22 protein-coding genes are annotated in these 23098 nt (G+C 66.1%); 6 read left to right on the top strand and 16 right to left on the bottom strand.

Annotated features, from left to right (window positions below):
• Positions 1 to 5: 5 nt before the first annotated feature.
• Both PRtIB026_RS19470 and PRtIB026_RS19465 read right to left on the bottom strand, forming a co-directional pair.
• Positions 6 to 407, bottom strand: coding sequence for a DUF4440 domain-containing protein (locus PRtIB026_RS19470; RefSeq protein WP_203652179.1), 402 nt, complete (start codon positions 405 to 407; stop codon positions 6 to 8).
• Entirely contained in the window at positions 400 to 1755 is a 1356-nt protein-coding gene (locus tag PRtIB026_RS19465; RefSeq protein WP_203652181.1) for an MFS transporter, read from the bottom strand. The genes PRtIB026_RS19470 and PRtIB026_RS19465 overlap by 8 nt, the downstream gene beginning before the upstream one ends.
• Positions 1756 to 1845: 90 nt before the next feature.
• On the opposite strand from PRtIB026_RS19465, the gene PRtIB026_RS19460 reads away from it, so the two are divergent.
• Complete coding sequence (locus PRtIB026_RS19460) at positions 1846 to 2748, top strand: LysR family transcriptional regulator (RefSeq protein WP_203652182.1); 903 nt, start codon at positions 1846 to 1848, stop codon at positions 2746 to 2748.
• Here the strand turns inward: PRtIB026_RS19460 and PRtIB026_RS19455 are convergent.
• Together PRtIB026_RS19455 and PRtIB026_RS19450 are read right to left on the bottom strand one after the other, a co-directional pair.
• Positions 2745 to 3365 (bottom strand): TetR/AcrR family transcriptional regulator, encoded by a 621-nt coding sequence (locus tag PRtIB026_RS19455; RefSeq protein WP_203652183.1) that lies wholly within the window; start codon positions 3363 to 3365, stop codon positions 2745 to 2747. The two genes, PRtIB026_RS19460 and PRtIB026_RS19455, sit on opposite strands and share 4 nt — an antisense overlap.
• 204 nt (positions 3366 to 3569) lie before the next feature.
• A complete protein-coding gene (locus tag PRtIB026_RS19450) occupies positions 3570 to 4163 on the bottom strand; it encodes a TetR/AcrR family transcriptional regulator (RefSeq protein WP_203652184.1) in 594 nt (197 codons plus the stop codon).
• Positions 4164 to 4271: 108 nt separating this feature from the next.
• Here PRtIB026_RS19450 and PRtIB026_RS19445 point away from each other — a divergent pair, with 108 nt between their 5' ends.
• Entirely contained in the window at positions 4272 to 5342 is a 1071-nt protein-coding gene (locus tag PRtIB026_RS19445; protein ID WP_203652185.1) for a sugar phosphate isomerase/epimerase family protein, read from the top strand.
• Positions 5339 to 6223 carry an alpha/beta fold hydrolase gene (locus PRtIB026_RS19440; RefSeq protein ID WP_203652186.1) on the top strand — a complete coding sequence of 295 codons (885 nt, stop codon included), beginning with the start codon at positions 5339 to 5341 and terminating at the stop codon, positions 6221 to 6223. The genes PRtIB026_RS19445 and PRtIB026_RS19440 overlap by 4 nt, the downstream gene beginning before the upstream one ends.
• Here the strand turns inward: PRtIB026_RS19440 and PRtIB026_RS19435 are convergent.
• The 5 genes from PRtIB026_RS19435 to nhaB all read right to left on the bottom strand — a co-directional run bounded on the left by PRtIB026_RS19435 (position 6213) and on the right by nhaB (position 10297).
• Entirely contained in the window at positions 6213 to 6455 is a 243-nt protein-coding gene (locus PRtIB026_RS19435; protein ID WP_203652189.1) for a hypothetical protein, read from the bottom strand. The genes PRtIB026_RS19440 and PRtIB026_RS19435 overlap by 11 nt on opposite strands.
• 386 nt (positions 6456 to 6841) lie before the next feature.
• Positions 6842 to 7543, bottom strand: coding sequence for a YoaK family protein (locus PRtIB026_RS19430; RefSeq protein ID WP_203652190.1), 702 nt, complete (start codon positions 7541 to 7543; stop codon positions 6842 to 6844).
• A 32-nt stretch (positions 7544 to 7575) separates the two neighbouring features.
• A complete protein-coding gene (locus tag PRtIB026_RS19425; protein WP_203652192.1) occupies positions 7576 to 7764 on the bottom strand; it encodes a GNAT family N-acetyltransferase in 189 nt (62 codons plus the stop codon).
• A gap of 71 nt (positions 7765 to 7835) precedes the next feature.
• On the bottom strand, positions 7836 to 8450 hold the full coding sequence (locus PRtIB026_RS19420; RefSeq protein WP_203652194.1) for a dihydrofolate reductase family protein: 615 nt from the start codon (positions 8448 to 8450) through the stop codon (positions 7836 to 7838).
• Positions 8451 to 8794: 344 nt separating this feature from the next.
• On the bottom strand, positions 8795 to 10297 hold the full coding sequence (gene nhaB / locus PRtIB026_RS19415) for a sodium/proton antiporter NhaB (protein WP_198743543.1): 1503 nt from the start codon (positions 10295 to 10297) through the stop codon (positions 8795 to 8797).
• Positions 10298 to 10448: 151 nt separating this feature from the next.
• On the opposite strand from nhaB, the gene PRtIB026_RS19410 reads away from it, so the two are divergent.
• Positions 10449 to 11261 (top strand): crotonase/enoyl-CoA hydratase family protein, encoded by an 813-nt coding sequence (locus tag PRtIB026_RS19410; protein WP_028692407.1) that lies wholly within the window; start codon positions 10449 to 10451, stop codon positions 11259 to 11261.
• Between the two features lie 36 nt (positions 11262 to 11297).
• Positions 11298 to 12128 (top strand): NAD(+) diphosphatase, encoded by an 831-nt coding sequence (gene nudC / locus PRtIB026_RS19405; protein ID WP_203652196.1) that lies wholly within the window; start codon positions 11298 to 11300, stop codon positions 12126 to 12128.
• 860 nt (positions 12129 to 12988) lie between these two features.
• On the opposite strand, the gene PRtIB026_RS19400 is transcribed toward nudC, so the two are convergent.
• The 5 genes from PRtIB026_RS19400 to PRtIB026_RS19380 all read right to left on the bottom strand — a co-directional run bounded on the left by PRtIB026_RS19400 (position 12989) and on the right by PRtIB026_RS19380 (position 19238).
• Positions 12989 to 13762 carry a TSUP family transporter gene (locus tag PRtIB026_RS19400; RefSeq protein ID WP_203652198.1) on the bottom strand — a complete coding sequence of 258 codons (774 nt, stop codon included), beginning with the start codon at positions 13760 to 13762 and terminating at the stop codon, positions 12989 to 12991.
• Positions 13763 to 13929: 167 nt separating this feature from the next.
• Positions 13930 to 15282, bottom strand: a complete 1353-nt coding sequence (locus tag PRtIB026_RS19395) for a glutamine synthetase family protein (protein ID WP_203652200.1) — start codon at positions 15280 to 15282, stop codon at positions 13930 to 13932.
• 10 nt (positions 15283 to 15292) lie between these two features.
• Positions 15293 to 15853 (bottom strand): helix-turn-helix domain-containing protein, encoded by a 561-nt coding sequence (locus tag PRtIB026_RS19390; RefSeq protein ID WP_203652202.1) that lies wholly within the window; start codon positions 15851 to 15853, stop codon positions 15293 to 15295.
• Positions 15846 to 17135 carry an NAD(P)/FAD-dependent oxidoreductase gene (locus PRtIB026_RS19385; protein WP_203652204.1) on the bottom strand — a complete coding sequence of 430 codons (1290 nt, stop codon included), beginning with the start codon at positions 17133 to 17135 and terminating at the stop codon, positions 15846 to 15848. The genes PRtIB026_RS19390 and PRtIB026_RS19385 overlap by 8 nt, the downstream gene beginning before the upstream one ends.
• Before the next feature lie 156 nt (positions 17136 to 17291).
• The gene (locus tag PRtIB026_RS19380; RefSeq protein WP_203652205.1) at positions 17292 to 19238 is read right to left on the bottom strand and encodes a DNA topoisomerase III; all 1947 of its coding nucleotides are present in this window, start codon (positions 19236 to 19238) and stop codon (positions 17292 to 17294) included.
• Positions 19239 to 19474: 236 nt separating this feature from the next.
• Here PRtIB026_RS19380 and PRtIB026_RS19375 point away from each other — a divergent pair, with 236 nt between their 5' ends.
• Entirely contained in the window at positions 19475 to 21325 is a 1851-nt protein-coding gene (locus tag PRtIB026_RS19375; protein WP_203652206.1) for a polyurethanase, read from the top strand.
• Between the two features lie 159 nt (positions 21326 to 21484).
• On the opposite strand, the gene PRtIB026_RS19370 is transcribed toward PRtIB026_RS19375, so the two are convergent.
• Together PRtIB026_RS19370 and PRtIB026_RS19365 are read right to left on the bottom strand one after the other, a co-directional pair.
• Positions 21485 to 21919, bottom strand: coding sequence for a GNAT family N-acetyltransferase (locus tag PRtIB026_RS19370; RefSeq protein ID WP_203652207.1), 435 nt, complete (start codon positions 21917 to 21919; stop codon positions 21485 to 21487).
• Complete coding sequence (locus PRtIB026_RS19365) at positions 21912 to 23078, bottom strand: cupin domain-containing protein (RefSeq protein WP_203652208.1); 1167 nt, start codon at positions 23076 to 23078, stop codon at positions 21912 to 21914. Before PRtIB026_RS19365 ends, PRtIB026_RS19370 begins: the two co-directional genes overlap by 8 nt.
• Between the last annotated feature and the right edge of the window lie 20 nt (positions 23079 to 23098).

Genomic DNA, 23098 nt, shown 5'->3' with positions numbered 1-23098 from the left:
GTCGCCTAGGCAATCGCGGTTTCATGCAGGCAGCGCCACACCACCCCGCGGTCGCCGCATTCGAGCAAAGCCAGCGACCAGCGCGCCTGCGCCATGCCCTGCAAACGGTGGGTTTCCTTGTAGCGCACCGCCACATTCAACCCGGCCTGCCACACCACTTGCACATCGCTGACGGTGATCTGCAGGCCTGGCCTGGTCCCGGCGGCCCCCTTGAACAGCTGCTCGACCTGCTGGCGAGTGACCTGCGTGCCTGTCGTGGCAACCATGCTGAAATCATCGGCGAACACCGCCATCAGCCCACCGAGCACCGACTGGGATTCGGCCACCGGGCGAGTGAAGACCATCTGGATCAGTTCGTGGACGTGATGAATGCTGCGTTCGGCGCGGGCAATCGCGTGTTCAGGCATGGGCGTGGTTCTCCTTGGGTAGTGTGTTCAGTGATAGCAGTGGCGCCAACCCCAGCAGCGCGGCCAGGGTAAAGGTCAGGTGATAGGCTGCGGACGCGTCCAGGCCCACCCGCAACAGGTTGAAGATCATCAGCAGCAAGGCGGCCCCAACGCTGAAAGCCATTTGCCGATTGAGGTTCCACAGCACGCTGGCCTGCTGCATCCGCTCGCCGCTGAAGTCGAGCAGCGCGGTGGTCTGGGCGGTGTTGGCACCGATGCCGCCGCCGATGCCCATGAGGCCGTAGGCCGCAACCAGTGCTGCGCTATCGGTCGGCGTGTCGACCATTACCAGCAGGCCGATGCCCAGGCTGTGCAGGAGCATGCCGAGCAGCAGCAGGCGGGCGGCACCGACGCGGTTGTACAGGCGGCCGGCCAGCAGCATGGCGGCGAAGGCTCCGGCGGCGTAGACCAGCATGAACAGGCCGGTGGCCTGGGCGTTCAGGCCCAGCACATCCTGCAGGTAGAAGATGTTCAGCAGGTTGACCCCGGTGAACACCCCGGGGATTGCATGGTAGACCTGCATCGAGACCCGCAGGCGAGGGCTGCCGAGCAGTTTCAACTCGACAATCCCTCCGGCCGAGCGTTGGTAGTGGGCGCGGTACAGCAGGGCGCAGGACAAGCCGGCCAGCAGGCAGGCGATGGCCAGTGCGACGCCATGGCCGGCACCGTACAGCGACAGGCCCAGCAGCAGGCAGGCGAGGGCGGCGCTGACCAGCAGCAATCCCTTGAAGTCCGGGCGCGGCGCTGCCGGGCCTGGCGTCTGGTCAATCCAGGCCCAGGCCAGCGCCGCCGTGAGCAGGGCCAGCGGAATGTTGCAGTGGAAGACCCACGGCCAGCGGCCATGGTCGACGATTATCCCGCCCAACGTGGGCGACAGCGCCGGCGCCAGCAGCGCCACGGCCATCACCAGGGTGGACACGCGGGCGCGCTCCGGGCCCTGGAACCGCTCGAAGGTCAGCGCCTGGCCCACCGGGATCAGCAAACCACCGGCCATGCCCTGGAGCAGGCGCCAGGTGATCAGCGCGGCGAAACTTGTGGCTTCGCCGCAGCCCCACACGGCCACGCTGAACCCCAGCATGGCGGCGCACAGCAGCCGCCGCGCACCCCAGCGGCTTGCCAGCCAGGTGCTCACCGGCACGGCCAGGGTCAGCCCGAGCATGTAGGCATTGCCGACCCAGGCGCTGCTGGCATTGCCAATGGCGAACTCGGCCGCGATCCGCGGCAACGCCACGGTCGGCATGAACAGGTTGATGCAGTCGATGAAGAAGCCCATCAGGAAGATCGTTGCCACGCGATACCGGTACGTCATTGCCACTCCTTTTCGGCGCGCAGCGTAGGTGCCGTGGACTGTCCCTGTCGATGTCGCTACCCTTGAAACTCTGTTTGATGGAAGTGAACAATGCCGCGCACGGCCCTCCACACCCAGCTCAACCGGGTGCAGACGTTTCTGGCGGTGGTCGATTTCGGCTCCTTCACCAAGGCGGCGGATTTTCTCGGCATCAGCAAAGCCATGGCCAGCCAGCACGTCAAGGCACTGGAGCAGGCCCTGGGGGTGACGCTGCTGGCGCGCAGCACCCGGGCCATCGCCCCGACCGAAACCGGCCAGGGTTTCTACGACGATTTCAAGGTGATCGTCAGCGATGTCGAGGGCGCCTTCGACAGTGTGCTGCGTCGACACAACGGCGTATCGGGCAGGCTGCGCATCAGCACCACCGGGGAGTACGGCGAGCGCTTCATCCTGCCGCTGATCCCGTTGTTTGCCGAGCGTTACCCGGCACTGTCGATCAGTTACGAGACCGATTCGTCGCTGAGCGACCTGATTGCCGAAAGGCTCGACCTGGTGGTGCGCCTCGGTGTCCTGACAGACTCGAACCTGCGCAGTCGCAAGCTGGCCGACTACGACATTCTGCTGGTGGCCTCACCGGCGTTTCTTGCCCGCCATGTAATCGCCCAACCCGCGGACCTTGCGGATGTGCCCTGGATCGCCAACAGCAACCTGCGCAGCCCGACCAGCTGGACCTTGCACGGCGCGCGGACGGGCAGCGCGAGCGTGGCGGGCAGGGCGACCTACCAGTCCAATGCGTCCCACGCCATCCGCGCGATGGCCTGCGCCGCGCTGGGAGTGGCGGTGCTGCCTGCCTGGCTGGTCGAGGAGGATCTGGTCGCCGGCAGGTTGCGGCGGGTGTTGCTGGACTACAGCCTGCCGGCGCAGCCGATCAGCGTGGTCTACCCCAACGGCAACCATGTGCCGCACAAGACCCGGGTGTTCATCGACTTCCTGTGCGAGCACCTGGGGCGCTAAGGCTCCAGGCCGATACCGCGCAGGATGACGCCGGTGACGGTCTGCACCGCTTGCTCGAACGCCAGGTCGGACAGCGGCTCGCCGCCATTGAGCAGGTTGACCTGGTAACCGAAGTCGGCGTAGTGCTGGGTCGCGGCCCAGATCATGTACAGCAGCGCCGACGGCTCCACCGGCAGGATGCGCCGGTCCGCGACCCAACTGCGGATCTTCGCCTCCTTGAGCTGCGCCCAGGGCACCAGGATGTCGTCCAGGCTGGCGCCGAGCAGCGGGGCGCCATGGAGCATCTCCTCGGCCCAGATCTTCGAGCCCAACGGCCTTGAGCGCGAGTGTCCCATCTTGGCGCGGATGTAGCTGGTCAACACCACCCGCGGGTCGTCGAAGTGCTCGAAGCACAGGGCGTCCTGCTTCCATACATCCAGCAGGTCCTGCAGCACGGCGCGGTACAGCTCGTCCTTGGTGCTGAAGTAGTAGTGCAGATTGGAGCGCGGCAGTTGCGCCAGCTCGGCGATATCGCCCATGGAAGTGGCGCCGTAGCCCTTGTCGGCGAACACCTGCTCGGCGGCTTGCAGGATCTTCTCGACATTGCGCCGGCGGATCTCGATCTTGTGGTTGGCCATGGGCTGTCCGTGGTGACCTGAACAGGGCAAGGCTAACAGCTTTGCCGTGCCCGAGGTAAACGGCCGTGCGCGATCCCTGTAGGAGCGGCCTTGTGTCGCGAAAGGGCCGCAACGCGGCCCCGGCAATTTCGGTTGCGAAGCTGAAATCCTGGGGCCGCTACGCAGCCCTTTCGCGGCACGAGGCCGCTCCTACAGGTGAGCGCGTCAGCCCTGGGTGTTCGGCAGCAGGGTCAATGCCTGGCGGCTTGCGTTGCGCAGGTCGTGCGCGGGTACGCCGTCGCGGGCCTGCACGGAAATGCCGTGGAGGAAGGTGGCATAGAGGTGGCCGAGTGCCTCGACCTGCGTGTCGGCCAGCAGTTGCCCTTGTTCACGGGCCAGACGCAGGCGCTCGACGATCGACTCGGTGCGTTGCCGGCGGTGCCCGGACAACCACTGCTGGACGGCCAGGTTGTCCGGCGCCACGCCGCTGGCGGCGCTGACCACCAGGCAGCCCCTGGGCTCGTCGGCGCGGGTGTAGGTGCTGATGGCGTCCTCGAACATCCGCGCCAGGGCCTGGTGGATGTCCGGCAGGGCCAGGGCGCGGTCGGCGAAGCCGCCCTCGGCTGACTCGTACAAAGCCACGGCCTCCTCGAACAGTTGCTGCTTGCTGCCGAAGGCCGCGTAGATCCGTGCGGAGGCAATGCCCAGCGCGGATACCAGGGCCGACATCGAGGTGCCCTCGTAGCCATGCTCCCAGAACAACCGCATCGCCTTGCGCAGCGCCTGTTGCTTGTCGAATTCCCGAGGTCGCCCTGCCATCGCTCGTCTGCCTGATTACGCAAAACGCGCATTCTAGCCAATTTGCGATTGACGGGAAGCGTCGTTCGATTCTATTGTTTGTCGATCGACAAATAATGAGATCGCATCATGAGAACACTCAAGGGACCCAGCCTGCACCTCGCGCAGTTCAGCAGCGACAAACCGCCGTTCGACAGCCTGGACAGTATTGCCGATTGGGCGGCGGGGCTTGGCTTCAAGGGGCTGCAGGTACCGGCCTGGGATGCCCGGCTGTTCGACCTGGAACTGGCCGCGCAGAGCACGGGCTACTGCGATGAGATCAAGGGGCGACTGGCCGAGCGCGGCTTGCAGGTCAGCGAGCTGACCACCCACATGATCGGCCAGCTGGTCGCCGTGCATCCGGCCTACGATCCGATGTGCGATGCCTTTGCCCCGGCCGCGCTGGCCGGACACCCGGCGCAGCGCACCGCCTGGGCGATCGAACAGATGAAGCTGGCGGCGCGGGCCAGCCGCAACCTGGGGCTGGACGATATGGGCACGTTCTCCGGCGCGCTGGCCTGGCCCTACCTGTTCCCGTTCCCGCAGCGTCCCCAGGGCCTGGTCGAGGCCGCCTTCGAGGAACTGGCGCGGCGCTGGCGGCCGATCCTCGACTGCTGTGACGAGCAGGGCGTCAACCTGTGCTTCGAGATCCACCCGGCCGAGGACCTGCACGACGGCACCAGCTTCGAGCGCTTCCATGCCCTGGTGGGGGAGCACACGCGTTGCCGCATCCTCTTCGACCCCAGCCATTTCGTCCTGCAGCAGCTCGACTACCTGGCCTACCTGGACCTTTACCACCCGTTGATCCGCATGTTTCACGTCAAGGATGCCGAGTTCAATCCGAGCGGCCGGCAGGGTGTGTACGGTGGCTACAGCGACTGGACCGAACGTGCCGGGCGCTTCCGCTCGCTGGGCGATGGCCAGGTGGATTTCAAGGCGATTTTCTCCAAGCTGGCGCAATACGACTTCGCCGGCTGGGCAACCCTGGAGTGGGAATGCTGCCTGAAGAACCAGGAGGACGGCGCCCGTGAAGGCGTCGAGTTCATCAACCGCCATATCATCCAGGTCACCGACCAGGTGTTCGATGACTTCGCCGGCGCGCCGATCGACGCCCGGCAGATCCAGCGCATGCTCGGCATCGACAAGGAGGTACGGGTATGAGCCTGTCCGTCGAGTCCTTGGGCGATGCCTTCGAGCATGTCTATGTGCAGGTACAGGGCCAGCGTCTGCACTGCGTCGTGGCCGGTGCGGGCGAGCCGGTGCTATTGGTACCGGGCTGGCCGCAGACCTGGTACGCCTGGCGCCATGTGCTGCCGATCCTGGCCGCGCGCGGCTTTCGCGCCATCGCCATCGATCCGCCGGGCCTGGGGGATTCGGACCGTCCCGAGCAGGGCTACGACACCGGCAACGTCGCCCGCGTGCTGCACGCCGCCATGACCCGACTGGGGCATGAGCGCTACCACCTGGTCGGCCACGACGTGGGGATGTGGGTCGCCTATGCCATGGCCAGCGACCTGCCGCAGGCGGTCCGTTCATTGACGGTGGCCGAGGCGGTGATTCCCGGGCTGGCCGAGGCGCCGCCGATCTTCGTGGCGCCGCAGGAGAACATCTTCCTCTGGCATTTCCTGTTCAACCAGGTGCGCGACCTGCCGGAGTTCCTGATCGCCGGGCGTGAGGAGGGTTACCTCAACTTCATGTTCGATCGCTGGGCGGTACGCCGCCACGCGGTGGCGGCGGATGTCTATATCCGCGCCTACGCCTCGCCGGGCGGAATGCGGGCGGGCTTCGCCTATTACCGGGCGATCCCCGAGACCATCCGGCAGAACCGCGAGCGGGCCAAGCGTCCGCTGCCCATGCCGGTGCTGGCGATCGGTGCCGAGCACGCCACGGCCGATGCGCCACTGCTGACGATGCAGGGGCACGCCGACTCGGTGCGCGGCGTGATCCTGCCGGGTTGCGGGCATTTCGTGATGGAGGAAGCGCCGGTGTCGTTCAACGAGCACCTGCTGGCGTTCCTGGCGGAGGTCGAGCTCAGCCGCTGATCGCGGTCCTGGCCGTGGCGGCGTCGGTCACCACCTGTGGGTGGCCGGCGCGCGACACAGCCAGTTTGCGCTGCTCGTATTCCTCCAGACTCAGGCCCTGACGCTGCAATGCTTCGAGTTGCAGCTGGCGGGTTTCCTCGGCGGTATAGGGGCGCAGCTCGGGATGACTGGCACAGCCGCTCAGCACGGCGATGGCCAGTGCAGCGAGGAGGAGGCGGGCGGTGGTGTTCATCGGGGCGGTTCCGTGAGCCTGGGATTCGAGGGTGTCGAATCGATGAGCTCAGGTTATGGGCCACGTTGACGCTTTGGAAATTGCTGCGCTCGATAGTGATTATCGAAGCATACGCATATCCTGCAGGTATGGGCCTGCGCTGTTTGGTTCTTCCTCATCGCCAGCCCTTTCAAGGTGTGAGAATTGGCGTCCGGCTTGGCCTTGCCGGGGCTGCTTTGCAGCCCTTTCGCGGCACAAGGCCGCTCCTACAGACGACCGCGTGCCCCTGTAGGAGCGGCCTTGCCGAGGCGTCGGACCGGCCGGAAAGGGTCGCAAAGCGACCCCGGCAATCTTGAATTCGAGCGGTCATATCCCCCGAAACGCGAAAACTTTGAAAGGGGTGGTCCTCAACGCGGCATGTAGCCCAGTTGCCAGGCCCGCGGAATGAACACCGTCACCAGCGCCAGCAGACAGGCCAGGCCGCAACTGGCCGCCAGCGCCTGCAAGCCGAGCCGCTGCTGCAGCCAGGCGCCGAGCGCGGCGCCCAGCAGCATGCCGCTCCAGGGCACCAGTTGCACCCGCCAGCCATCGCGCCGCTCACCCAGCAGCCAACGTCCCAGGCCACGGCCGAAGCGCGACAGCGCGCCGGTGACGTAGGTCAGGCCGATCGGCAGGCCGTTCACCTGCTCGACCACGGCATTGAGCATGCCCATGGCCAGGGTGGCCGCGATCAGTGCGGGGAAGGTGATCGACGCCGGCCAGGCCGCGGCGAAGGCCAGCAGGGTGGCGACGATCAGCAGCAAGGGTGCGGCGCGCCGGTTCAGGCGCCGGGCCAGCAGGACACCCAGGGTGTTGCCCAGCACGAAACCGAGGATCGCCAGGGCCAGGCGCAGGATCAGCGCCAGGTCAGCTTGGCTGATGGCAACCGCCAGGCGCGTGGTGTTGCCGCTCATGAACGAGACGAAGTCGCCCAGCGCCAGCAGGCCGATGGCATCGGTCATGCCGGCCAGCACCGACAGCCCGGCCACCAGCCCCAGGCCGACCCGCCCGCGCAAGGCCTGCAAGCGAACGCGGCGGGCACTGTGCTGGGAGGAAGCGGTGGGCAGCATGGGACGGGTCTCCGGGGCAGGGGGCTCTGATCTTATACCCGGGCCATGGCCTTGCGCATGGGGATGCAGGACAGTTCGAGGCCAAAGGGCGACTGGTAGGTCGATAGCGCGTCGCCGACGTAGCCGCAGCGGCGATAGAACGCGGCGGCGTTGAGGGTGGCATCCAGATGGACCGTTTCCAGGCCTTCGGCCCGGGCGATGCCTTCGAGGTGTTCGACCATCCTGCGGGCGATGCCCCGGCCCTGCTCGGCTACGGCATCATGGCTTCGCCCGCCTGCTCGACTGACCGGGTTCAGAACGATCCCGTCTGCACCTCGCCGCTACGCACGTAATGCGCCAGCAGTACCCCATTGGGCGTGCTGTTCGATTCCACCAGCTTGAAGGCCGCGGCCTGTGCATCGTCACCGAACAGGCGCTTGCCGCGTCCCAGCAGCAAGGGATGGATCAACAGGCGCAGCTCGTCCACCAGCCCGGCCGCCAGCAGCTGGCGTACCAGTTCACCGCTGCCCTGGGTCAGCAGCGCCGGGCCGGTCTGTTGCTTGAGCGTGCGTACTGCCCCCGTCACATCGGCGCCCAACGGGTGGCTGTTTTGCCAGTCGATGGATTCGGGGCGGTGGGTGGCGACATGCTTGGCCACGCCATTGAACAGGTCGGCCAATGGACGATCCGGCGCATCGGGCCCGACTTCTGGCCAGAACCCGGCGAAGATGTCATAGGTGCGCCGCCCCAGCAGCAGTTCGAACGGTTGGCTGAACAAGGTCTGCATGGCCTGGCCGAAGGCCTCGTCCGCCAATGGCGGGATCCAGCCGCCATGGGTGAAGCCGCCGCTGGTGTCCTCCTGCGGACCGCCAGGGGCCTGCATGACGCCATCGAGGGTGATGAAGGCGGCGACGATGAGCTTGCGCATGGGATGAGTCTCCTCGGGTGGGTGTGCTGGATAGTCGAACGGGGTTGGCGAGGATCGACAGCAGTGCTGAACGATAGTCAGGGTTCGACGGGTAGGTGCACGGGAGGAGAAAAAGCAGGGGCGGGATACGCGTTCGTTTGTAGGAGATCGCCCAGCCCTTTGGGGGGCGCTGTCGCGCAGGGAACTGAGTTCGCGGGTAGCCCGCGCGCCCTGTGGGAGCGGGTTCACCCGCGAACACCGGCGCAGCCGGTGCCAGGCACGGTGTTGGATTCTTCGCGGCTAAAGCCGCTCCCACAGGGTCCTGCTAAATCAATAAGTTATGTTCAGTTCCATAGGAGCGGCTACTACAGCCAGTAGGTCACCGCCCACCAGCCCAGGCCACCCATGACCACGGTGTAGGGCAAGGCCATCCACACCATGCGTCCATAGGACAGCCGCACCAGCGGCGCGATCGCCGAGGTCAGCAGGAACAGGAACGCCGCCTGGCCATTGGGCGTGGCCACGCTGGGCAGGTTGGTGCCGGTGTTGATCGCCACCGCCAGTGTCTCGAAGTGCTCGCGGCTCATCGCGCCATTGACGAACGCCTGCTTGACCTCGGTGATGTAGATGGTGGCGACGAACACGTTGTCGCTGATCGCCGACAGCAGGCCGTTGGCCAGGTACAGCATGCCCGGCTGCTGCTCGCTGGGCAGGGCCAGCACCCAGGCGATCAGCGGGCTGAACAGCTGCTGCTGGTGGATCACCGCGACCACGGCGAAGAACACCACCAGCAGCGCGGTGAACGGCATGGCGTCCTGGAACGCGCGGCCCAGGCGGTGCTCGTCGGTGATGCCGGTGAAGGCGGTGATCAGCACGATGACCATCAGGCCGATCAGGCCGACCTCGGCAATGTGCAGGCCCAGGCAGACGATCAGGATCAATGCGGCCAGGCCTTGCACCACCAGGGCGACGCGCTGGGCCGGGGTACGCGCGGCGTCGTCCTCGGCGGCGTAGGCGGCCAGCACCTGGCGCACGCGTTCGGGCATCAGCGTGCCGTAGCCGAACAAGCGCAGCTTCTCCAGCAGCACGCAAGTCACCAGACCCGCCGCCAGTACCGGCATCGACACTGGCGCGACCTTGAGGAAGAAGTCGGCGAAGTGCCAACCCATCTCATGACCGATCAGCAGGTTCTGCGGCTCGCCCACCAGGGTGCACACGCCGCCCAGCGCCGTACCCACCGCGCCATGCATCAGCAGGCTGCGCAGGAAGGCGCGGAACTGGTCGAGGTCGTCGCGGTGCAACTGCTCGACCTGATGGTCGCTGTCCAGCGCCGACTCCTCCCGTGGGTTGGTGCCCGAGGCGACACGGTGGTACACCGCATAGAAGCCCACTGCGGCACTGATGATCACCGCAGTCACGGTCAGGGCGTCGAGGAACGCCGAGAGAAACGCCGAGAGCACGCAGAACAGCAGGCTAAGTATCGCCTTGGAGCGCACCCCCAGCAGGATCCGCGAGAATAGATACAGCAGCAGCTCCTTCATGAAGTGAATGCCGGCGACCATGAACATCAGCAGCAGGATCACCGGGAAGTTGTGCTGCAGCTCTTCGTACAGGGCCTCGGGCGTGGTCATGCGCAGCAGCAGCGCCTCGACCAGCAGCAGGCCGCCGGGCATCAGCGGGTAGCACTTGAGCGCCATCCCCAAGGTGAAGATGAACTGGATCACCAGCACCCAGCCGGTGACCACCGGGCCGAGGGTTGCCAGCAGCAACGGGTTGAGGACCAGGAACAGGCAGATGACGGCCTTGTACCAACGCGGCGACTGGCCCAGGAAGCCGTGGGCGAGGGCGCCGGTCAGGGAACGGGACATGAATTTGTATCCTTTTGATTCAGCAGTGGCGCAAGGTGCCGCATCGCGCCTCGGGGTGCAAGTCATCCAGTCCGGCTTTTGGCACATGTGCAGCCTTGCGGGTGCGCTAAGATCCGGCGTTGTGAATCCTTTTCCCACAGGAGTGCCGCTCGTGACCGAATACACCGCGTTCAAGGTCGAACTGACCGACAACATCGCCCACGTGCAGATCAACCGCCCGGACAAGATCAACGCGATGAACGCCGCCTTCTGGGAAGAGCTGGTCGAGATCTTCCAGTGGATCGACGACACCGACGCGGTGCGCGTGGTGGTCATCAGTGGCGCCGGCAAGCACTTCTCTTCCGGCATCGACCTGACGATGCTGGCCACCCTGGCGCAGCAACTGGGCAAGGATGTCGGACGCAACGCCCGGGTGATGCGCCGCACCATCCTGCGCCTGCAAGGCTCGTTCAACGCCGTGGACAACTGCCGCAAGCCAGTGCTGGCGGCGATCCAGGGCTACTGCATCGGCGGCGCCATCGATATGGTCTCGGCCTGCGACATGCGCTACTGCGCCGCTGACGCGCAGTTCTCGATCAAGGAGATCGACATGGGCATGGCCGCCGATGTCGGCACCCTGCAACGTTTGCCGCGTATCATCGGCGACGGCATCATGCGCGAGCTGGCCTACACCGGCCGCCGGGTCGACGCCCAGGAGGCGCTGCGCATCGGCCTGGTCAACCGCGTCTATGATGACCAGGCGGCGCTGCTCGACGGGGTCTTTGCCATCGCCCGCGAGATTGCCGCAAAATCGCCGATCGCCGTGGCCGGCACCAAGGAGATGATCAGCTACATGCGCGACCATCGCATCGACGATGGCCTGGAGTACATCGCCACCTGGAACGCGGCCATGCTGCAGTCCGAAGACCTGCGCGTGGCCATGGCCGCGCACATGAGCAAACAGCAACCGACGTTCGCCGACTGACTGGACAGAGGCGGGCGCCATCAAGGGACCCGAACCATGTCAGCACGCTGGACAACCGCAGTACTCGACCCGCAGATCACCGGGGGGCTGGCCGTCGCCCGCAGCCCGGAGGGGTTCCTGGTGGACGCCAACGGCGCGCTGTTTCCCCGCGACTGGCTCAAGCGCCAGGACCTTGATGTGCTGTGCGAGCATGGTATCGGCCATTTTGATGGCCAGCCGGTGTTCCTGCTGGAGCTGCGTGGTGCCGGTGAAGTGCCGGGGTGTCACTGGCAGGGGCTGCGCCGGTTCATGCTTGAGGGCGACTTCGACACCTACAAGGTACTCGGGTACGCCGCGCAAATCGGTACCTGGGCTCGCGAGCACCGTTTCTGTGGCAGTTGCGGGCAGGCCATGACGCAGATTCGCTGGGAGCGGGCGATGTATTGCCAGCCGTGCGACTTGCGCAGCTATCCGCGGATTTCTCCGAGCATGATTGTGTTGATTACTCGTGGCGACGAGGTGCTTTTGGCCCGTTCGCCGCGCTTTGTCACCGGGGTCTATAGCACCCTGGCGGGATTCGCGGAGCCTGGGGAGTCGGCCGAGGACTGCCTAGTGCGCGAGGTGCGTGAAGAGGTGGCGGTGGAGGTCAGGAACATCCAGTACGTTGGCAGCCAGTGCTGGCCGTTTCCGCATTCGATGATGCTGGGGTTTCATGCCGAGTATGCTGGGGGGGAGATTGTCATGCAGGCGGATGAGATCGAGGATGCGCGGTGGTTCAATGTGCATGAGTTGCCGCCTTTGCCGGCGGGGCGGTCGATTGCTCGGTATCTGATTGATTTGTATGTTGCTCGGCGGTTGGGGCTTCCTGAGCCGGTGTTGTCTGCCTGAGTTGTTTTAGTTGGTTTTAGTTCGTTTCAGTTGGTTTTTGAAGTTGTATGCGCATTCATTTGTGATGTAGACGCTTATTCACCTTTCCGCCCTTACGGCGGGTAACTTTTTGAAGGATCAAAAAGTCACCAAAAAATCCTCGCTCCATTCATCCGGCCCTACGCTTCGCTCCGGGTCCCCTCACTCCGGCCTTGCTCCCGGGAGGACCGCGCTGCAGGGCCCATCCTGGGCCCCAGCGCTTGACGGGCATCCATGCCCGTCACCTCCCTCCGCAAGACCTGCGCTCGGCCTCCTGAAGTCGCGAAGTTACGGGCGGCGCCTGAACTGGCGCAGCTGTCGCTAGTGGGAGCTTAATTAATCTCTCGATCACATCGCGGGGCAAGCCCGCTCCCACGCAATAGTCGCCGCTATATATAACCCTGTAGGAGCGGGCTTGCCCCGCGAAAGGGCCGGAACAGCCAATACATAACTAATGGTAAAACAACTAACTTCGCGCCTCTTGCTCTTGCTCTTGCTTCTAAGCGCGCGATAGTCCAGGCGCCACCAATTGCGACTTCAGGAGGCCGAGCGGAGTTCTTGCGGAGGGAGGTGACGGCCATGGATGGCCGTCAAGCGCTGCGCCCCAGGATGGGGCGTTCAGCGCGGTCCTCCCGGGAGCAAGAACGGAGCGAGGGGACCCCGGAGCGCAGCGTAGGGGCCGGATGAACGGAGCGGAACGGTTTTGCCTACTTTTCCCAAGAGAAAAGTAGGCCGCCGTAAAGGCGGAAAGGTGACTAAATGTCGATATCTTCTACGAATGTGCTTACAAAAATCAAAACGCTCACCAGAGTCCAAGCCCAAGCCCAAGCCCAAGCCCGACCCTACCCAAACCAATGCTGCCAAGCCAACCGCACAGTCAACGCCAACACCACGGCAATAAACACCGGCCGAATAAACTTGCTCCCCCCGCTGATCGCCGTACGCGCCCCAAAGAACGCCCCGACCATCACCGACACCCCCATGCACAGCCCAACGATGTAATCCACCTGCCCGGAAATGATGAACACCGTAAGCGCCGCGATATTGCTGACAAAGTTCATGCTGCGCGCCACGCCACTGGCGCGAACCAGGTCGATCGGGTAGAGCAGCAATGTGCTAACGGTCCAGAAGGCACCGGTGCCCGGCCCGGCGACGCCGTCATAGAAGCCCAGGGTGAAACCTTGCGGGAACTGCCACTTCTTCCTGATCGGCGCCTCGGCGTCCAGAGGCGCCTTGGGCGTGCCGCCGAACAGCAGGTAGACGCCACAGGCGAAGACGATCACCGGCAACATCTTGTTCAGCCATTCGGCGGGCATGTAGTGGGCCACCACCGCGCCGATCAGCGCGCCCACCAAGGTGCCGACGATCGCCAGGCGCCACTGCGCCGGATGGAACAGCTTGCGCCGATAGTAGGTGATGCTGGCAGTAGCGGCGCCGAAGGTCGAGCTGAGCTTGTTGGTGCCCAGCACCAGGTGCGGCGGCATGCCGGCGGTGAGCAGCGCGGGAGTGGTCAGCAGGCCACCGCCGCCGGCAATGGCGTCGATGAAGCCAGCGACGAAGGCGACCAGGGCGAGGATCAGCAGGGTGAGCGGTTCTACGGTGAGTTCGAAGGGCATGGAGTTTGGCTGGCGAGGGGGTGGGTGCGGCAAAAGGCCGCGCTAGAGGGGGCACATGGTAATCCCGGACGGTAGGGGTTGCCAGTGCCGGCCTCATCGCGGGGCAAGCCCGCTCCCACGCCAGTTCGGGATCGTTGCGTGGGAGCGGGCTTGCCCCGCGATGGATGTCACAGGAACCAGCGATATTCCCGCGCACTGACCTCCTGCAGGAACGCCAGATGGTCCTGGCGCTTGTTCTCGCAATAGACCATCACGAATTCCGCACCCAACCCTTCGTTGACGGCCGGATGCCCGCGCATCGCCGCCACCGCGCCGAGCATGTCCTTGGGAAAGTCGATCCCGCTGCCACGATCCTCGTTCAGCGGTGCAATCGGCTCCTGCGCGGTGTCCAGCCCATGCTCCATCCCGCAGAGGATCGCCGCCAGTACCAGATACGGATTGGCTTCCGCCCCGGCCAGCCGGTGCTCGATCCGCAGGTTGCGCGGATCCGACTCTGGAATGCGGATGCACGCGTCGCGGTCCTCGAAGCCCCAGCTCGCACGGCTGGCGGCATTGACCATGGCGCCGTAGCGGCGAAACGCGTTGTGGTTGGCGGCGAACACCGGCATGCAGTGCGGCAGCAGCGCCAGGCAGCCGGCCACGGCGTGGCGCAGCGGGCGCTGGGCGTCGGCGGCGAGCAGGTTGTTGCCGGCCGGGTCGTAGAGGCTGACATGCACATGCATGCCGCTGCCCGGCGCATGCAGGTAGGGCTTGCTCATGAACGAGGCACGCAGCCCATGCTTGAGCGCCACGCCCCGAGTGCTGCGGCAGAACAGCGCCGCCCAGTCCGCGGCGCGCAGCCCATCGTCGCAGTGGCCGAAATTGATCTCGAACTGGCCAGGGCCCAGCTCGGCGGTGATGACGTTGGCGTCCACCCCCTGGGCGTTGGCGGTCTCGACCATTTCGCGCAGCACATCGGAAAAGCGTGACAGGCGCTCGATATGCATGTTTGGCTGATCGTCGGCATCGCCACTGGCCGGGTCGCGGGGGAACTGCGGCAGGCCGTCTTTCAGCGCCCGGTCGAACAGGTAGAACTCCAGTTCGAACGCCACCACCGGGCGGATGCCCCGGCGCTCCAGGCGTTGCAGGACACGGGCCAGCACCTCGCGGGGCTCGAATTCGATGGGCGCCGCGGTACCGTCCGAGGTGATCAACATCTGCCCCAGCGGCTCACGCTCCCAGCTCACCGGTTTCAGCGTACCGGGTACCAGGCGGCGCGGGGCGTCCGGGTCGCCGTCGTTGAAGCAGTAGTCGCCGATGGGGAACAGCCCGCCCTGCACGCCGAGCAGCACGCAGTTCTGCGGCAACTTGAGCGGGCTGCCGGCGGCTACCTTTTCCAGCATGTCGATGGGATAGCGCTTGCCGTAGAAGTGCCCAGGGATGTCCAGGCTGAGCAGGTCGACGTAGCGCACCTGCGGGTGTTGGACGCGGAAGGCGCGTACTTCGCTGAGCAGATCGGGGAAGCCTGTTGTACTTGTCATTGGCATGCTCTCAACGGAAGACCCAGAGAACCCGGGTCGTTCGGGCGGTCAGGTTGGCGTAACGGAACTGGCTGTGGGGCGGCAGCTGGAAGCTGTCGTTGGGGTACAGGGTGATCGCATCCTCCTGGCCTTCGAGCCACAGGGTCAGCTCGCCCTCGAGAACGAAACCGCCCTGTTCCGAGCTGTCATCCAGATGCCCTTCGCCACTGCTGGCGCCGGGCGCCAGGTGGCTTTCGAGCATGGCGAAGCGGCCGGTGAGGGTCGGTGAGACCAGCACGTCGGTGACCCCGGCGGCGTAGTACAGGGTGCGTCGCTCACCGGGACGGGTGACCCAGTCGATCGCCCGGGGCGGCACGGCCTGGTAGAAGTAGGTGGTGGGGACCTGCAGCGCCTCGCTGATGGCGGTGAGGTCGGCCACCGTGGGGCGTGACAGGCCGCGCTCGACCTGCGAGAGAAAACCCAGCGAGCGCTTGACCCGACCGGCCAGCTCGTCCAGGGTCAGCCCGCGGTGCTTGCGCAGGTCGCGTACCAGCCGCGCCAGGCCCTGGTTGTCGTCGATCGGTTCAGACATGGTCGCGCATCCTGTACCAGGCCTTGGCGGCCGCTTCCAGCGGCGCGGCCAGCAGGTCGCCGCCGGGGAAGCGGCCACTTTCGATGCCCTGATAAAGCGCGAGCAGGTCGTCGTCACCCAGAATCGCGTCACTGACGGCGCGTGCGCCGGCCAGGGTCGGCAGCACGCCGTGGCCGGAGAATCCTTGCAGCCAGTAGCGTTGGCCCTGACGGCCGATATCCGGGGTGCGCTGGATGCTGCAGTCGATGTGGCCGCCCCAGGCATGTTCGATGGCCACCCCGCGCAACTGCGGAAAGGCTCGCTCCAGATAGGGGCGGGTGGCGCTGGCGACGTCCTTGGGGATGCCGCCCAGGTAGGTGCAGCCGCCGCCGAACAGCAGGCGGTGGTCGGGCGTCAGGCGGAAGTAGTCGGGAACGAACTGGTTGTCGATCACGCAGCTGTTGCGCGGCAGCAGCGAGGCGGCGAACTCGGCATCCAGGGGGGCCGTGGCCACCTGGTAGGAGCCCACCGGCAGTAGCCGGCGCGAGAGCGTGCGGTCGAGGCGGTCGATATAGGCATTGCAGGCCAGCACCAGTACGCGACTGCGCACTTCGCCCTGTTCGGTGCGGGCGACGAAGCCGTTGGCGTGTTCGTGGTAGTCGAGCACCTGGCTCTGCTCGTAGATCCGCCCGCCGTTCGCCTCGATCACGCTAGCCAGGCCCTGGGCCAGCTTCAGCGGGTTGAGGTGGGCGCCATTGGGGTCGTACAGCGCGGCCTGGTAACGGGGGCTGTCGATCCACTCGGGCAGTTCGTCGCGGCCGATCAGGCGCAGGCAGTCGTAGCCGAACTTCTCCTGTGCTTCGCGTCGGGCCGCCTCCAGCAGTTTTACCCGGCGTGGCAGCACGGCGGTCCACAGGCTGCCCAGGTGATAGTCGACATCGAAGCCATGACGCTGGGGCAGTTCGCGCAGCTCGCGGGCGGCCCAGCACATGCTGTCCCACAGGCGTCGGCTGCGCTCCAGGCCCAGGGCTCGCTCAAGTGGGGGCATGTCGCACGACCAGCCCAGCAGTGCCTGGCCACCGTTGCGGCCCGAGGCGGCCCAGGCCACCCGGCTGGCTTCCAGCAGGGTCACGCGCTGGCCGGCCAGTGTCAGGCGCAGGGCCGTGTGCAGGCCGCTGAAACCGGCACCGACGATCAGGATGTCGGTGTCATGGGCGCCCTGCAGGGTGGGGCGCAGGGGGATGGTGGCGGGGTAGGTGCGGGCGTAGTAGCTGGCGACGTGCTGGGCGGATTGCTTGAACATGCCGGGGCCTCGTGAAATTTTTTATGATTATTTTCATGAAAAAATAGCAGAGGATTTTCATTGCGCCAGTAGATGGCGCCATCGCGAGGCAAGCCCGCTCCCACGCGTCGAATACGAACAGGCGTGGGAGCGGGCTTGCCCCGCGATTGGAGCGCGCTAGGTCGCTGCCTTGCGCCGCGGCTGTCGGGGCTTGCCGGCTGCTGTCTTGCCCTTGGCGGCACCCTTGCGCTTCTTCTTCCACGGCGCCGCCGCCTTGCCCGCCGCCGGCCCGCTGATGGTCAGGCGCAGGCCGCTGCAGCGTTGCACCAGCTTGCCCATCCAGGCCGACTGGCGGGTGACGAACTCGTCCAGGCTCATCTCGCCGCTCTGCACCATGTCCAGCGCCTGTTCCCAGATTGCCGTGGTGCCAGGGTCGGCGATGGCCCGGGGCACGGCGTCGATCAGGCTGAAGGCGGCGGGCGTGGCCGACAGGGCCTTGCCGTTCTTGACCAGATAGCCACGGTCGAGCAGGCCCTGGATGATGCTGGCGCGGGTGGCCTCGGTGCCGATGCCGGTGGTTTCCTTGAGCTTCTGTTTCAGCCGAGGATCGTCGACCAGCTTGGCGACGTTCTTCATTGCCTTGATCAGGTCGCCTTCGGTGAAGGGCTTGGGTGGCTGGGTCCACAGGTCTTTCAGCTGCAGGTCCCGCACTGCGCAGTCCTGGCCTTCGCGCAGTGCTGGCAGCACCTGGGCCGGTGGCGCCTCGCGGCCCTTGGCCGGGGTCAGTGCCTCGGGCAGCGCCCGGCGCCAGCCCGGCTCGACGATCTGCTTGCCCACCGCCCGCAGCGCATGGCCGGCGCAATCGAACTCGGCCTGGGTGCGGTCGTACTCGTGGTTGGGCAGGAACTGCGCCAGGTAGCGGGCGCGGATCAGGGTATACACCGCCTTGTACTTGGGCGGCAGGCGCGCCGGGTCGCTGGCGGCGGCGGTGGGGATGATGCCGTGGTGGGCGCTGACCTTCTGGTCGTTCCATGCCCGTGAGCGGCGGACCGGATCCAGGTGCGCCCGCAGCGGCGCGAGGCTGTTGTCGGCCCGTTGCAGGGCGGCGAGGATACCGGCAGCCTCGCCGTGCTGGCTGAGGGGCAGGTAGCCGCTGTCGCTGCGTGGGTAGGTGATGAGCTTGTGGGTCTCGTACAGAGCCTGGGCGATGTCCAGGGTCTCCTGGGCGCCGAGGCCGAGTTTCTTCGAGCACACCTCCTGCAGGGTACCGAGGTCGAAGGGCAGTGGCGCCGCCTCGCGCACGCGTTCGGTGGCGATCTTGCGCGCCCGGGCGCTGGCGGCCGCCTGCATGTCGGCGGCGGCCTGCTGGGCCAGCTCCTGCCTCAGGCAGCGGCCCTGGTCGTCGCAGGCGTCTTCCGGCGCGCGCCACTGGGCGTTGAACACGCTGCCGGCGCTTTCCAGCTGCACCTCGATGGCCCAGAAGGGCACCGGCACGAAGTCGGCGATGCTGCGGTCGCGGTCCACCACCAGGCGCAGCGTCGGTGTCTGCACCCGTCCCACCGGCAGCACGCCCTGGTAGCCGGACTGGCGGCCGAGCAGGGTGAACAGGCGGCTCATGTTCATGCCGATCAGCCAGTCGGCGCGTGAGCGGCCAAGGGCCGAATGGTACAGGCTGAAGGTCTCCTGGCCCGGCAGCAGGCGGCCGAGTGCCTTGCGGATCGAGGCGTCGTCCAGTGCCGACAGCCACAGGCGCTGGATCGGTCCCCGGTAGCGGCAATGCTCGACCAGCTCCCGGGCGATCATCTCGCCCTCGCGGTCGGCGTCGGTGGCGATCACCAGCTCGCGGGCCTCGCCGAGCAGACGTTTGACTGCCTTGTACTGGCTGGCGGTTTTGGGCTTGACCGTCATCTTCCACTTCTCCGGGATGATCGGCAGGTCCTCGAGGGCCCAGCGCTTGTAGCGCTCGTCGTAGCTGTCGGGCGGGGCGGTCTCGAGCAGGTGGCCGATGCACCAGGTCACGCAGACATCGGTTCCTTGCCAGCAGCCGTCGCCACGACGCTGGGCGCCGAGGACCTTGGCGATGTCTTTTGCCTGGGAGGGTTTTTCGCAGAGGAAGAGGCGCATGGCCGAAACGCTTGATCGCGGAAGATGGGCACTAGGATGCGCAAGCCAGGGCGTGCAGGCAAGCTTTATCTGTATGCATGTACAGGTTTTTCGCCCGCATGTTTGGCAGGGTAGCCACCCCTTGGGGTTGGACGAGTCGGCAAATGCGTGCCAGCTTTGCCTTTCGCCCGCCAGTCGTGTCACTGGACGATGTCGCTGGGGTGTCCTTCCTACAATAACAACAGGGATGTAAACCAATGCCCGTTTTCGATTACCGACAGCTCGACAGCACTGCCTCTTCCTCGCTCTATAAAGATGCCATGGCCCTGGCCACCTATGCCTACCATGGTATCGACGATGGCTTCAGCGCCGGCTACCAGAAGTACGGCTTCGGTCTGGGCCTGCCGGCCACCCTGGTCAAGGCGCTGATCGGCGGCACCGACAGCCAGGGCGTGATCCCCGGCATCCCCTGGAACCCCGATTCCGAAGCCCGCGCCCTGGCCCAGGTCAAGGCCGCCGGCTGGACGCCGATCAGCGCGGCGCAGCTGGGCTACCAGGGCAAGACCGACGGCCGTGGCACCTTCCACGGCGAAGCGCCGGGCTACACCTCGGCGCAGGTGGAAATCCTCGGCCGCTACGATGCCGCCGGCCAGCTCAGCGGCATCGGCATCGCCTTCCGCGGCACCAGCGGCCCGCGCGAGAACCTGCTGGGCGACACCATCGGCGATGCCATCAACGACCTGCTGGCGGCGATCGGCCCGGCCGGCTATGCCCGTGACTACGCCGGTAACGCATTCGGGCAACTGCTCGCCGATGTGGCGGCCTTTGCCAAGGCCAATGGCCTGAGCGGCGCCGATGTCACCGTCAGTGGTCACAGCCTCGGCGGCCTGGCGGTCAACAGCCTGGCCGACCTGAGTGGCTCGCGCTGGGGCGGTTTCTACCAGGATGCGCGCTACGTCGCCTTCGCCTCGCCGACCCAGGCCGCCGACGCCGGCAAGGTGCTCAATATCGGCTACGAGAACGATCCGGTGTTCCGCGTGCTCGACGGCACCTCGGCGACCTGGGGCACCCTGGGCGTGCACGATGGTGCCAAGGCCTCGGCCACCAACAACATCGTCAACTTCAACGACCACTATGCCTCCGACGCCTGGAACCTGCTGCCGTTCTCCATTGGCAACATCGCCACCTGGCTGTCGCACCTGCCGACGGCCTATGCCGATGGCCTTGGCCGGGTGCTGGGCTCGTCGTTCTATCAATGGACCAGCCGCGACTCGACCATCGTGGTCAGCAACCTGTCCGATGTCACCCGTGGCTCGACCTGGGTCGAGGACCTCAACCGCAATGCCGAGCCGCACAAGGGCAGCACCTTCATCATCGGCTCAGAGCAGGACGACCTGATCCATGGCGGGCGCGGCAACGACTACCTCGAGGGGCGGGCCGGCAACGACACCTTCCGCGATGACGGCGGCTTCAACCTGATCGATGGCGGCGCCGGTCATGACACCCTGAAGCTGCAGGACGCCCTGGCCAATCTGAGCATCGCCCGGGACGGCGAGGGCACGCTGTACGTGCGCGACGCCCAGGGCGGCATCAGCCTGGTGCGCAATGTCGAGAACCTGGTGAGCAAGGAGTCGAGCCTGCTGATCTTCAGCAAGGAGGTCAGCCACGGGGTGGCGGCGCAAGGTCTGTTCGAGAGCGGCAAGGTCACGCCCTATGCGTCCTCGCTCAACGGCACACAGGCCGGCGACCAGCTGGTGGCGGGCAACCAGGGCCAGTGGCTGTTCGGCCTGGGCGGCGACGACCGGCTGCAGGGCGGCGCCGGCAATGACGTGCTGGTCGGTGGTGTGGGCAATGATGTGCTCATTGGCGGCGGCGGGCGCGACACCTTCCTGTTCAGCGAGCATTTTGGCCAGGACCGGGTGCTGGACTTCACCGGGCAGGACCGGCTGGTGTTCATCGGTGTGGATGGTGGTACGGCGACGCCGGACTGGCGTGCCCATGCCAGCCAGGTTGGCGATGACCTGGTGCTGAAGTTCGGCGGGGACAGCGTGACGCTGGTGGGGATCTCTGCTCAGGGGGTGGGGGATGGGCAGATCGTGATTGCCTGAGGGGGCGGGCGTAACCCTGTAGGAGCGGCCTTGTGCCGCGAAAGGGCCGCATAGCGGCCCCGGCGATCTTTGCGCCAACGCTGAAATCCTGGGGCTGCTATGCAGCCCTTTCGCGGCACAAGGCCGCTCCTACAAAGAGTAGGCCGCCAACCTGGTGGCTCAGGCCATCTCGCGCGAGTCGCGAACCATGTCCACGTGCGGGATGCCGGCCTCGAGGAACTCCTCGCTGACCACACGGAACCCCAGGCGCTCGTAGAACGGCGTGGCGTGTACCTGGGCGCTGAGCATCTGCTGCTTGAGGTCGCGGTTCTGCGCCTCGATGATCACCGCGCGCATTAGCGCGTCACCCACGTTCAGGCCGCGCCAGTCCTTGAGCACCGAGACCCGGCCGATGGTGCCGTCGGGCAGCAGGCGGGCGGTACCGATCGGGTAGTCGCCCTCCATGGCCAGGAAGTGCACGGCGGTCGGGTCTTCTGCGTCGAATTCCAGCTCCGGCGGCACGTGCTGCTCGGCGACGAACACGGCGCTGCGGATGCGGTGGATGTCGGCGTTGTCCTTGTGCCAGTCGGCCAGTCGAACACTGATCTTATTCATCGGCGAATCCCAGGCTGCCTTGCATGACCAGCTGTTGTACCAGCATCAGGCCGTCTTCGTCCTGCAACCACTGGCCAAGGTTCTCGCTGTGCAGGGCGTCGGCGGAGCAGATCAGCTTCAGCAGTTCGCGCAGTTTGCCCGGCAGCGGGCAGCTGCGACCGCTGGCGAACAGCAGCAGGTCGTCACCGAACTCCGACCAGGCCAGGCGCGCGCTCGGGTTGCGGATCAGGATGGCGCCCTGGCCGAGGTAGTCGAGCAGCTCCTGCTCGCTCAGCTCTTCGCCGACGACCTGCTCGGGATAACGCGGCTCGGTCATGAACTGGCCGAACCAGGTCAGCAGCAGGTCCTTGTCGGCCATGTGCTTGTTGATCAGCGCCTTGAGGCGGTCGAGGGCATCATGCTGGATCTGGTGCGGGTCGCTGACCGGCTGGGCGTCGGCGTCGCTGTAGCGCTCTTCATCGGGCAGGAACTGGCCGAGGAAGTCGGTGAAGTGGGTCAGCACTTCGGCGGCGCTCGGGGCGCGGAAGCCCACCGAGTAGGTCAGGCACTCGCTCTCGGCAACGCCGTAGTGGGCCAGGCGCGGCGGCAGGTAGAGCATGTCGCCCGGCTCCAGGGTCCACTCCTCGCTCTGCTCGAAGTCGGCCAGGATACGCAGGTCGGCGTGGTCGATCAGCGCGCTGTCGCTGTTGCACATCTGCCCGACTTTCCAGTTGCGCGTGCCGTCGCCCTGCAGCAGGAATACGTCGTAGTTGTCGAAGTGCGGGCCGACGCTGCCGCCGGGTGCCGCATAGCTGATCATCACATCGTCGATGCGCCAGCTGGGCAGGAAACGGAACTCTTCGAGCAGCTCGGCGACTTCCGGCACGAACTGGTCAACCGCCTGCACCAGCAGGGTCCAGTCGCGCTCGGGCAGGTCGGCGAAGGCGTCCTCGGCGAACGGGCCGCGACGCAGCTCCCACGGGCGCTCGCCGTGCTCGAGCACCAGGCGCGACTCGACTTCTTCTTCCAGGGCCAGGCCGGCCAACTCGTCGGCGTCGATGGGGCTGACGAAGTCGGGGAAGGCCTGACGCACCAGCAGTGGCTTCTTCTGCCAGTAGTCGCGCAGGAATTCACGGGCCGTAAGGCCGCCCAACAGTTGCAGTGGAGTATCAGAATTCATGTTCAACCTATTGAAAAAAC

It is taken from the genome of Pseudomonas sp. RtIB026, assembly GCF_016861355.2.
GTDB classification, from domain to species: Bacteria; Pseudomonadota; Gammaproteobacteria; order Pseudomonadales; family Pseudomonadaceae; genus Aquipseudomonas; species Aquipseudomonas peradeniyensis.
Note: the sequence above shows the minus strand (reverse complement) of the source record. Positions and strands in the feature narration are given on the sequence as shown.